The organism is Pseudomonas sp. PA-4-8C (genome assembly GCF_021606625.1).
Taxonomy (GTDB): domain Bacteria; phylum Pseudomonadota; class Gammaproteobacteria; order Pseudomonadales; family Pseudomonadaceae; genus Aquipseudomonas; species Aquipseudomonas lactis.
On record NZ_WKCD01000183.1, the window covers coordinates 1 to 11,097 of the forward strand.

The 11,097-nt window shown below is 63.1% G+C and carries 10 protein-coding genes; 8 read left to right on the forward strand and 2 right to left on the reverse strand.

All coding sequences use genetic code 11. From position 1 onward, the window contains the following. A partial coding sequence (locus GIW04_RS21550; RefSeq protein ID WP_236479183.1) for a SidA/IucD/PvdA family monooxygenase occupies nt 1–801 on the reverse strand: 801 nt, incomplete at its 3' end. Nucleotides 802–920: 119 nt separating this feature from the next. Further along, nucleotides 921–1,403 carry a sigma-70 family RNA polymerase sigma factor gene (locus tag GIW04_RS21555; RefSeq protein ID WP_034134279.1) on the reverse strand — a complete coding sequence of 161 codons (483 nt, stop codon included), beginning with the start codon at nt 1,401–1,403 and terminating at the stop codon, nt 921–923. Nucleotides 1,404–1,727: 324 nt separating this feature from the next. On the opposite strand from GIW04_RS21555, the gene GIW04_RS21560 reads away from it, so the two are divergent. From GIW04_RS21560 to GIW04_RS21595, 8 genes are all read left to right on the forward strand, one after another. Next, on the forward strand, nt 1,728–2,897 hold the full coding sequence (locus GIW04_RS21560; protein WP_120248867.1) for an efflux RND transporter periplasmic adaptor subunit: 1,170 nt from the start codon (nt 1,728–1,730) through the stop codon (nt 2,895–2,897). Further along, the gene (locus GIW04_RS21565) at nt 2,887–4,869 is read left to right on the forward strand and encodes a MacB family efflux pump subunit (RefSeq protein ID WP_183043800.1); all 1,983 of its coding nucleotides are present in this window, start codon (nt 2,887–2,889) and stop codon (nt 4,867–4,869) included. Before GIW04_RS21560 ends, GIW04_RS21565 begins: the two co-directional genes overlap by 11 nt. Continuing rightward, entirely contained in the window at nt 4,862–6,274 is a 1,413-nt protein-coding gene (locus GIW04_RS21570) for an efflux transporter outer membrane subunit (RefSeq protein WP_003192331.1), read from the forward strand. The genes GIW04_RS21565 and GIW04_RS21570 overlap by 8 nt, the downstream gene beginning before the upstream one ends. Nucleotides 6,275–6,381: 107 nt before the next feature. After that, complete coding sequence (locus tag GIW04_RS21575; protein WP_120248967.1) at nt 6,382–7,137, forward strand: alpha/beta hydrolase; 756 nt, start codon at nt 6,382–6,384, stop codon at nt 7,135–7,137. A 108-nt stretch (nt 7,138–7,245) separates the two neighbouring features. Beyond that, nucleotides 7,246–8,013, forward strand: a complete 768-nt coding sequence (locus GIW04_RS21580) for a FadR/GntR family transcriptional regulator (RefSeq protein WP_003192333.1) — start codon at nt 7,246–7,248, stop codon at nt 8,011–8,013. A 207-nt stretch (nt 8,014–8,220) separates the two neighbouring features. Continuing rightward, nucleotides 8,221–9,423, forward strand: coding sequence for an ABC transporter substrate-binding protein (locus GIW04_RS21585; RefSeq protein ID WP_120248868.1), 1,203 nt, complete (start codon nt 8,221–8,223; stop codon nt 9,421–9,423). A 57-nt stretch (nt 9,424–9,480) separates the two neighbouring features. After that, nucleotides 9,481–10,341 (forward strand): branched-chain amino acid ABC transporter permease, encoded by an 861-nt coding sequence (locus tag GIW04_RS21590; protein WP_044274690.1) that lies wholly within the window; start codon nt 9,481–9,483, stop codon nt 10,339–10,341. A 1-nt stretch (nt 10,342) separates the two neighbouring features. Next, the coding region (locus tag GIW04_RS21595; RefSeq protein ID WP_236479185.1) for a branched-chain amino acid ABC transporter permease at nt 10,343–11,097 on the forward strand (755 nt) is incomplete at its 3' end.

An 11,097-nucleotide genomic window follows, 5' to 3' on the forward strand; every position in this document is an offset into this window, starting at 1 on the left:
CTGGAACACCAGGTCAGTGAAAGCTGGTGAGAACACTTCGTTGACGAACGGGCTGTCGTCGGCTGGCTTGAGCGCCGAGCCGCGCAGGATCATGTCGACCTGCACCGACGGGAAGCTGTCATTGAGGTCGATAAAGGCTTCGGCCGCGCTCTGGCCACCGCCGATCACGGCGATGCGCATCGGCTTGCCGTCTACGCACGGCTGGTTGGCCATGCGCTCCAGGTACTGGGAATGGTGGAACACCCGGCTGTCGCCGTTGAGCGCCTTGAAGGCGTCGGGGACGCGCGGCGTGCCACCGGCGCTGACCACCACCGAACGGGTGGTGCGCACATGCTGCTCGCCCTGGGCATCGCGGGAGATCACGCGCAACGCCTCGACCTGCTGCTGATGCAGGATCGGCTCAATGGCCAGCACTTCTTCACCGTAGTTGGCCTGGGCCTGGAACTGCCCCGCCACCCAGCGCAGGTAGTCGTTGTACTCCATGCGGCAGGGGTAGAAGGTGCCCAGGTTGATGAAGTCCACCAGGCGGTCGTGGGCCTTGAGGTAGTTGACGAAGGAGTACGGGCTGGTGGGGTTGCGCAGGGTCACCAAGTCCTTGAGGAAGGAAATCTGCAGTTCGCTCTGGGTCACCAGGGTATTGCCGTGCCAGCGGTAGTCGGCTTGTTTGTCGAGAAACAGCACGTCCAGCTTGCCCTGGGCCTTTTCACGCTCCTGCAGGGCGATGGCCAGCGCCAGGTTCGAAGGGCCGAAACCGATCCCGATCAGGTCATGAACCGCGGGCGAAGCAATTGCCTGTGTCATTCCAGTGTCCTCTGGATAAGCCCCTTGGCGATGGGGCGGGAATACCTTCATGGCCTGAACAACAGGCCGTGTGTTGATAGGAAACGAGGACAGTGAAATAAAATTTAACTAACAGCCGATCAGTGCGCTTCCCACTCGCGCATGCGCACCCGGCAGTGCTTCATCGCATTGACGATGTGTTTTTCCACCAGGCTGCGGGAAATGCCCAGGCGGTCGGCGATTTGCAGGTGGGACAGGCCTTCGAGTTTGCGCAACAGGAAACTGTCGCGACAGGCCGCCGGCAGCTCGGCCAAGGCGCGCTCGAGCATCTCCAGGCGCTGGCCCTGATCGTGGCTGGCGTGGGGGGAACAGGCGGCGAAGCGCTCTTCGCTGTCCAGCACCTCCAGGGGCTCGGCCTGGCGCACGGCATTGCGCCGATGGCCGTCGATCACCAAGTTCAAGGCGGTGCGGTACAGGAAGGCGCGCGGTTGTTCGATCGGGGTGTCGCTGGAGCGTTCGAGCACCCGCACATAAGCGTCATGCACCACATCTTCGGCCACCTGACGGTTGCCCAGCTTGGCGTTGAGGAAACACACCAGCTCGCGATAGTAGTTTTCCACCATGACTCCTGACCCCACGGCCTTAATACCAACGACGCCCCCCCTGTAGGAGCGAGCTTGCTCGCGAAAAACCCAAGAGCACATCCGCTTACCTGAATGCACCCGCAACCAATGGCGGTTTTGCCATCACCGATGATGGCAGTTTGAGCGTGTGCAATTTATAGTAATTCTCATCTACTTTTAAAGAACTCTCTCGTCAGCGGTCGAATTTTTTCTCCAACCGAGCTGTAACTACTTATGTAACAGCCTAAATTCCCGGGCATTTTCCTCGTTTACCTGTCAGCTCTGCGCGACTGCGCCCCGAACTTTCCTGGCTGGAAGCTACCGATGAAACGCCCTCGACCTGCCCGACGCGCCCTGCTTGTGGTGGCGTGCCTGATTCCCATCGTTGCGTTTGCCACCTGGCAGGGCCTGACGCCGGGCCGCGACGCCCTGGCCACCGTCACCGTGACCCGCGCCGACATCGAAAACAGCGTCACCGCCCTGGGCACCCTGCAACCGCGACGTTACGTAGACGTCGGCGCCCAGGCCTCCGGGCAGATCCGCAAGATCCACGTCGAGGCCGGCGACCAGGTCCAAGGGGGCCAGTTGCTGGTGGAGATCGACCCCGCCACGCAAAAAGCCAAGCTCGACGCCAGCCGCTATGCCATCGAAAACCTGCAGGCCCAGTTGCAGGAGCAGAAAGCCCAGCATCAACTGGCCCGCCAGAAGTACCAGCGCCAGCAGCGCCTGAGTGCCGGCAACGCCACCCGCGAAGAAGACGTGCAGACCGCCAAGGCTGAACTCAACGCGACCCAGGCACGGGTCGAGATGTTCCAGGCACAGATCCGCCAGGCCCAGGCCAGCCTGCGCAGCGACGAAGCCGAGTTGGGCTACACGCGCATCTACGCGCCGATGACCGGCACCGTGGTGGCCGTGGACGCGCGCGTCGGCCAGACCCTCAACGCGCAACAGCAAACCCCGCTGATCCTGCGCATCGCCAAGCTGTCGCCCATGACCGTGTGGGCGGAAGTTTCCGAAGCCGACATCGGCCATGTCAAACCCGGCATGAGCGCGTATTTCACCACCCTGAGCGGTGGCAGCCGGCGCTGGACCAGCACCGTGCGCCAGATCCTGCCGATCCCGCCCAAGCCCTTGAACGAAACCCAGAGCAACGGCAGCCCGAGCAGTACCAGCAAGAGCGGCACTGGCCGAGTGGTGCTGTACACGGTGCTGCTCGACGTAGACAACGCCGACAACGCGCTGATGGCCGAGATGACCACCCAGGTCTTTTTCGTCGCAAGCCAGGTTAAAGATGCCCTCACCGTACCGGTCGCAGCCTTGCAAGGCGTGCCTGGCTCCGCAGCGCAAATCGCCCGGGTGGTGGCCAAAAACGGTGCCATCGAAGACCGCGAAGTGCGCCTGGGCATCAGCGACCGCCTGCGCGTCGAAGTACTCGGCGGGCTGAACGAGGGCGACCACCTGTTGATCGGCCCGGCTGACAGCCATGGGGGCTGAATTGACCACGCCGCTGATTGAACTCAAAGGCATTCGCAAATCCTACGGCGGCGGCGACAGCCCGCAGGTCGATGTGTTGCGTGGCATTGACCTGTCGATCCATGCCGGCGAGTTCGTCGCCATTGTCGGCGCGTCGGGCTCGGGTAAATCGACGCTGATGAACATCCTCGGCTGCCTCGACCGCCCCACCGAGGGCGACTACCTGTTCGCCGGGGAAAACGTTGCCCACCTGGGCAGCGACGAACTGGCCTGGCTGCGCCGCGAAGCCTTCGGTTTTGTGTTCCAGGGCTACCATTTGATTCCCTCAGGCTCTGCCCAGGAAAACGTCGAGATGCCGGCGATCTATGCTGGCATCAGCGCCGCCGAGCGTCATGCCCGCGCACGCGCCCTGCTCACCCGCCTGGGCCTGGCCGAACGCACCGGCAATCGGCCGCACCAGTTGTCCGGTGGGCAACAGCAACGGGTGTCCATCGCCCGCGCCCTGATGAACGGCGGCCATATCATCCTCGCCGACGAACCCACCGGCGCCCTCGACAGCCACAGCGGCGCCGAGGTCATGGCCTTGCTCGACGAACTGGCGAGCCAGGGCCATGTGGTCATCCTGATTACCCACGACCGTGAAGTGGCGGCGCGGGCCAACCGCATCATCGAGATTCGCGACGGCCAGATCATCAGCGACTCGGCTGACACCCGCGCAGCCACACCCAGCGTGGCGGCCGGCGCCTTGCACGCCGTGGACCTGCGCCAACGCCTGGCCGACGGCGCCGAGCACAATGGTGCCTGGAAAGCTGAATTACTGGATGCGGTGCAAGCCGCCTGGCGGGTGATGTGGATCAACCGTTTTCGCACGGCGCTGACGCTGCTGGGCATTATCATCGGCGTCGCGTCGGTGGTGGTGATGCTGGCGGTGGGCGAAGGCAGCAAGCGCCAGGTCATGGCGCAAATGGGCGCGTTCGGCTCCAATATCATCTACCTCAGCGGTTCTTCACCCAACCCGCGTACGCCGCTGGGTATTGTGTCCCTCAACGACGTCGCCGCCCTGGCGACGCTGCCTCAGGTCAAGCGCATCATGCCGGTCAACGGCACCGACGCGGGCGTGCGCTTCGGCAATGTCGACTACATGGCCTATGTGGGGGGCAACGACACCAACTTCCCGGAGATTTTCAACTGGCCGGTGGTCGAGGGTAGCTATTTCACCGAGGCCGACGAACGCGCCGCCGCCACGGTCGCCGTGATCGGCGCGCGCATCCGCCAAAAGTTGTTCAAGGACGTGGCCAACCCCATCGGCCAGTACATCCTGATCGAGAACGTGCCCTTCCAGGTGGTCGGCGTGCTCGCGGAAAAAGGCTCCAGCTCCGGCAACAAGGACAGTGACGACCGTGTCGCCATTCCTTACAGCGCCGCCAGTGTCCGCCTGTTCGGCAGCTACAACCCCGAATACGTGGCGATTGCCACCACCGATGCGCGCAAGGTGCATGAAGCCGAACGCGCCATCGACCAACTGATGCTGAAGTTGCACAACGGCAAGCGCGACTACGAGTTGACCAACAATGCCGCGATGATCCAGGCCGAAGCGCGTACCCAGAACACCCTGTCGCTGATGCTCGGCTCGATTGCGGCGATTTCGCTGTTGGTGGGCGGCATCGGCGTGATGAATATCATGTTGATGACCGTGCGCGAACGCACCCGTGAAATCGGCATCCGCATGGCCACCGGGGCACGCCAGCGCGACATCCTGCGCCAGTTCCTCACCGAAGCGGTGATGCTCTCGGTGGTCGGTGGCCTGTTCGGTATTGCCCTGGCCTTGCTGGTGGGCGGCGTGCTGGTACTGGCTGAAGTGGCGGTGCAGTTTTCCCTGGTGGCGGTGCTCGGTGCGTTCGGCTGTGCACTGGTTACCGGTGTCGTATTCGGCTTTATGCCGGCCCGTAAAGCTGCCCGGCTCGATCCGGTTAAGGCGTTGACCAGTGAATAAACGATCTCTCACTCCACAACTGTCAGCGCTCAGTGTGTGCCTGTTGCTCACGGCCTGTGGCGCTAACCCGCCCGCCATCGACAGCGGCATCGCTGCGCCCGCCGCTTGGCACTATGCCGAGCACGAGGTAAACCAAGCCACCAACCAACACTGGTGGACGCAGTTTGGCAGCCCGGCGTTGAACCGCCTGATCGACCAGGCCCGCCGTGACAGCTTCGACGTAGCGGCGGCCATGGCGCGTGTCCGCCAGGCCCAGGCCACGGCGGTGATCGCCGGTGCACCGTTGTTGCCGGAGCTGAAGTTCAACCTCGGCGCCAGCCGTCAACGGCTGTTGCGCGGCAGCGGCAACTCGGAGCTGGACGCCACCGAGAGCAACAGGACCGTCACCAACTATGACGCCAACCTCACGGCCAGCTACGAAATCGACTTCTGGGGTGGCCGCGCCGCTGCGCGCGACAGCGCCGTGCACAGCCTGCAGGCCAGTGAGTTCGATCAGGCCAACGTGGAGCTGACCCTGCTCAGCAACGTCGCCGACCGCTACGCGCAAACCCTGGCCGCACGCCAGCGTTTGCAGATTGCCGAGCTCAACCTGGCGAATGCGCGCAATGTGCTGAACCTGGTGCAGACCCGCTTTGATGCCGGTTCCGCCACGGCCCTGGAACTGGCACAACAGAAAAGCCTGGTGGCCGGTCAGCAACGGCAACTGCCGCTGATCGAGCAATCGGCCGAAGAATCGCAGATCACCCTCGCCGCCTTGCTCGGCCAGCCCGTGCAGGCCCTGGACCTGGGCACAGAACCCTTCCATGCACTGAGCTGGCCGAGTATCGGGCCCGGCGTGCCCAGCCAGTTATTGAGCCGGCGCCCCGATCTCGCCCAGGCCGAGGCCCAATTGGCGGCGGCCAGTGCCGACGTCACGGTGGCCCGTGCGGCCATGCTGCCGACGGTGACGTTGGGCGCAACGCTCGGCTCGGGCGCGTCCAAGGCCGAAGAGATCCTGCGCAGCCCTTTCTACACACTGACCTCGGGCCTGATGGCGCCGATCTTCAACAATGGCCGGCTGAGCGCCGAGCGCGACAAGGCTCGGGCACGCCAGGATGAACTGCTGCAAACCTACCGCGGGGCGATCATCAACGGCTTTGCCGATGTGGAAAAAGCCCTCAGCAGCATCACCCGCCTGGACCAGCAACGCCAGTGGCAAACCGAGGAACTGCACCAGGCGCAGACCGCCTTCCAGATTGCCCAAAGCCGCTATGAGGCCGGCGCCGAAGACCTGCTCACGGTACTGGAAACCCAGCGCACCCTGTACGACGCCCAGGACCAGAACGTACTGCTGCGTTTGTCGCGCCTGCAGGCCAGCATCGCCCTGTACAAAGCGCTAGGCGGTGGCTGGAACACCGATATCTGATAAACGAAACTCATATTTCATACACAAGCTGTTTCTTCACCTTACATTTTCCACCCCAAGGTCCTTGGTAAAAAAGCCGTTATCACACGGATGCCCGGGACCTCATGATGAAACCCAGCGCTTTTGTAAACGGCCTGGCCTGCATCGGCTTCTGGCTGATACCAAACCTGGCGTTGGCCGAGCCCTTGATCGCCCCCACCGCGATCGACTGGTTGCTGGACTGCCCACTCACTGCAACAGCGCGCCTGGACCCCGAAGTGGTTGGCCGCACCCAATGCGGCCTGGTCAGCGTGCCCCGCGACCATGCCGCCCCCCAGCGCGGCCGCATACGCCTGAGCGTGACACGGGTAGGCGCACGGCAGCCGCTCAACCGTGAGGGTGTGGTGTTCATCCAGGCAGGCGACCCCCAACAGGCCAAAGGCGCACCTTTCGTCCTTCACCTGGCCAGTCGCTGGGAGTCGCTTGCCACCCAGGCCTATCGCACCCTGGTCGACCGTTATGACGTGATCGAGCTGAGCACCCGCGACCTGCGCCAAGGCAATGGCGTGGAACAGGCCGCGCAGGATATGGAGTTCGTGCGCGGGCAACTGGGCGAGGCACGTCTCAACTACCTGGGCAATGCCGCGGCCACTCGCCTGGGCAGCCGCTATGGCACGCTGTTTCCCGAGCGCGTCGGGCGCATGGTGCTGATCAATACCGAACCTGGCGAACCACTCGCCACCGGTGTCGAGCAACTCTTGCTCAAGGAGTCGGCATATGCAGGCGCCGACGGCTGCGTGAGCCGTTGGCTGGGGGATTTCCTCGCTTACGGTAAACAGCCGCCGGCGTCCGCACGCTGCCTGGATTTGGGCGCCTGGGAATAACCTGCGCATTTACGACCCCTATTCACCGAAAACGACCCCTTGCGTTGACGCCCCTGCCCAATCGTTATTAAGTACTATTTATCCGCATTAATACGATAAATCACCGCCATGCTGAGTCGACCGCTACGCCGCAAACGCCAGAAGCTGTCCGATGTGATTGTCGAGTCGGTCAAGCGCTCGATCGTCACCGACGCCTTGAAGCCCGGCGACCGCCTGCCCACCGAACGCGAGCTGATGGAAAGTTTCCAGTGTTCCAAGGGCTCGGCGCGCGAAGCGCTCAAGGCGCTGGAGGTCGAAGGCCTGGTGAGCACACGCACCGGCCCCAGCGGCGGGGCCTACTTGAATCAGGCCGGCACTGAACCGGCCAGCCGCGCCTTGCGCAATTACCTGCACTTCCAGCACCTGGACGGCGAGCAGGTCTACCAACTGCGCAAGGTCATCGAAGTGGAACTGGCAGTGTCGGTGCTGGGGCGTTTGAGCGAAGACGATTACATCGCCCTGCAAGCCAACGTGGAGTTTTGCAGCGCCCCCGAAGACAGCGAAGCCGGCCAGCGCGAACAGCGCCTGGCGGAACTGGAGTTCCACAACCTGCTGGCCCGGGCGTGCCCCAACCCGCTGCTGAGTTTCATGGCGCAGTTTCTCAATGACTTGCTGCGCGATCTGGTGGTGCTGAAAAAGGCCTACAAGCCCAAGCGCAAGCAGTTCGACGCGGCCAACCTCGACTATCACAAGCAACTGCTGATCGCCTTTCGCGCTGGGGATGAAAGCGCGGTACGCAGCTTGATGCATGAACACATGTGCGATGCCGAACACCATATGACCGCGCTGGAAGGCCAGGTAAGCCCGCACTTCCTACTGGAGTTCGACCACTCTTAAACACACCGAACATCCAATGTGGGAACCCGATCAATGTGGGAGCTGGCTTGCCTGCGATGGCATCGACTCGGCCTTCCCTGTAATACCGAGGCGCCTGCATCGCAGGCAAGCCAGCTCCCACATCTAATAACAAGCCTGCCCACAGGCCCTTGCTCCACCGTATCGCCCTTGCCGCTCCTGCCAATAACTAAACCAGGGAGTCACCCCATGCAGCGTCGTACGTTATTGAAAGCCAGCCTCACCGCAGCCGCCGCCCTCAGCCTTCCGCTGAGCGTGCGTTCGGCATTCGCCGCCGAGCCTTTTACCTTTTACGGCCTGAAGTCCATGTCTGGCGCCTTTGCCAGCTATGGCAAATTTGCCGACATGGGTTCGCGCCTGGCGGTGCAACAACACCCCCAATTGCTCGGCCGCCCGCTGAACTACAAGGTCATCGACACCGAAGGCAACGCCGGCAAGGCGGTGCGCAAGGTGCAGGAGGCCATACAGCAGGACGGCGCGCGGTTCTTCCAGGGCTGCACGCTATCGTCTTCCGCCCTGGCAGTGGCCAAGGAAGTGGACAAGGTCGGCGGCGTGTTCATGACCCCGGTGGGCGCCGATGAAGTTACAGGCAAGGACTGCAACAAGGCGACCTTCCGCTGGTCGGTCCCCACCTACGGCGCGATCCGCGAAACCATGGTGCCGCTGATCAAGCTGCTGCCGAACGCCAAGCGCTGGTACACCATCACCCCGCAATACGTGTTCGGCGAAGCCTTGCTCGAAGGCGCCAAGAACGTGCTCAAGGAACATGGCCTGGAACACGTGGGCAACAGCTATCACTCGCTGCAAGAACAGGAATTCTCCGGCTATCTGACCAACGCCATTTCCACCAAGCCCGATGTGCTGGTGCTGCTCAACTTCGGCAGCCAATCGTCCAACACCCTGCGCCAGGCGGTGAACTTCGGCATCAAGGAACGCATGAAGGTCTTGCTGGTGTGGTCTGCCGGCCTGGATCAATTCCAGGAACTGGGCAGCGATGTGCTCGAAGGCGTGTACCTGGGCGCGCAGTACTGGCATCAGGTCGACACCCCGCTCAACCGTGAACTGGTCAAGCTCACCCAGGCCACCTACGGCATCAACCCTACCTACCCGCTGGCCGCCGACTACATCAGCACCAAAGTCATGCTCGACACCATCATTGCCACCGGCAGCTTCGACGGCCCGACCGTGGCCAAGGCCATGCAGGGCTTGAGCTACGAAGGCCCGACCGGCAAGGAGTCGATCCGCGCCGGCGACCACCAGGTGATCAAGGATTATTACCTGTTGATCGGCAAGGCCAGCGGCGACATGGCCGACAAGGACGACCTGGCCAAAGTGCTCAGCGCTGGCCAGTCGTTCCCCGCAGTCGAGGCGACGGGCTGCACACTCGGCTGACCGCTTAACTTTTGTCGCGCAGGGCCGTGCAAGCGGCCGTCTGCGGAGGGTGCCTGCATGCTTAATCTGTACCTGTTCCAGATTCTCAACGGCCTCGGGTTGGGGATGATCTACTTCCTGATCGCGGTGGGGCTGACGATCATTTTCGGCTTGCTCAACTTCGTCAACTTCGCCCACGGCGCGTTCTTCCTGCTCGGCGCCTACATCTGCTACACCGCCGTGAGCCTTACCGGCAACTTCTGGCTGGCGCTGCTGATCGCGCCGCTGGTGGTGGCCGCGCTGGCCTGGGTGATCGAGCGCTTGCTGATCCAGCGCATCTACCACTTGCCGCACATGTTCCAGATTCTGGTGACCTTGGGGATCGCCCTGATCATCCAGGAAGCCAGCGTGATGATCTGGGGCCCGGTGGGCAAAAGCGTCGCCGTGCCGGAACTGTTGCGCGGCGTGCTGGTGGTGGGTGATTTCGTCTACCCCTACTACCGCCTGTTCCTCATCGTGTTTTCCGCGCTGGTGGGCCTGGGCCTGTGGCTGCTGCTGGAGCGCACGCGCTTCGGTGCCCTGGTGCGCGCCGGCAGTGAAAGCACCGAAACCGTGTCGCTGCTGGGCACCAATATTTTCCGCCTGTTCTCCATGACCTTCGCCCTCGGCGTCGCTCTGGCCGGTGTCGCCGGGGTGTTGTTCGCGCCCTTGCGCGGCGCCCAGCCCTTCGTCGGCCCGGAGATTCTGGGCATCGCCTTCGTGGTGGTGGTGATCGGCGGCATGGGCTCGTTCAGCGGTGCGCTGGTCGGCGGTTTGCTGGTGGGCGTGGTGCAAAGCCTGATGACCACACTCTGGCCCCAGGGTGCGAGCCTGATGATCTACGGCGCCATGGCCGTGGTGATTCTGGTACGCCCTTACGGCCTGTTCGGGAGAGCCTGACATGAGCGAGAAAAACCCCCTGCCGTTCGCCAAGACCCAATCCAGAGCCATGTTGCTGTGGGTGCTGGCCGTGCTGATCGGCCTGCCGTTGGTGTTGCCCTCGGCGACCCTGGCCACCGAGATCCTGATCTTTGCCATGGCCGCCCTGGCCTGCAACCTGCTGCTGGGCTACACCGGGCTGCTGTCCTTCGGCCAAGGCATCTTCTTTGGTGCCGGTGCTTATTGTGCGGCGCTGTTGATGATCCACCTGCAAATAGGCCTGTTCATGGCGTTGCTGGGCGCAGCGCTGGCCGGTGGCGTGCTGGCCTTGCTGGTGGGCGCCCTGGCGATTCGCCGCACGGGCATTTACTTCGTGATGCTCACGTTAGCGTTCAGCCAGATGGCTTACTTTGTCGCCTACACCTTGAGCGACTGGACCGGCGGCGACAACGGCCTGCTCAGCGTGCCGCGCCCGGAAATCCGGATGGGTGACACCGTGCTGCTGTCCCTGGCCGATGCCCGCGCGTTCTATGGTTTTGTCGCGGTGCTGTTCCTGCTGATCTTCATCGGCGCACGTCGGGTGATCGCCTCACCGTTTGGCAGCACGCTGATGGCGATCCGCGAGAATGAAACCCGCGCCTCGGCCATCGGCTACGACACGCGCCACTTCAAGATCCTGGTGTTCGTGCTGTCCGGCGCGGTCACCGGGATTGCCGGGGCGCTGTACGCCATGCTGCTGCACTTTGTGCCGCTGTCGAATATCGAACTGGCGATGTC

Bases quoted from the DNA above. Each gene is read 5' to 3' on its own strand.
- GIW04_RS21580 (WP_003192333.1), top strand. From the start codon at position 7,246: ATGCTGAGTCGACCGCTACGCCGCAAACGCCAGAAGCTGTCCGATGTG.
- GIW04_RS21555 (WP_034134279.1), bottom strand. From the start codon at position 1,403: ATGGTGGAAAACTACTATCGCGAGCTGGTGTGTTTCCTCAACGCCAAG.
- GIW04_RS21560 (WP_120248867.1), top strand. From the start codon at position 1,728: ATGAAACGCCCTCGACCTGCCCGACGCGCCCTGCTTGTGGTGGCGTGC.
- GIW04_RS21590 (WP_044274690.1), top strand. From the start codon at position 9,481: ATGCTTAATCTGTACCTGTTCCAGATTCTCAACGGCCTCGGGTTGGGG.
- GIW04_RS21585 (WP_120248868.1), top strand. From the start codon at position 8,221: ATGCAGCGTCGTACGTTATTGAAAGCCAGCCTCACCGCAGCCGCCGCC.
- GIW04_RS21565 (WP_183043800.1), top strand. From the start codon at position 2,887: ATGGGGGCTGAATTGACCACGCCGCTGATTGAACTCAAAGGCATTCGC.
- GIW04_RS21575 (WP_120248967.1), top strand. From the start codon at position 6,382: ATGAAACCCAGCGCTTTTGTAAACGGCCTGGCCTGCATCGGCTTCTGG.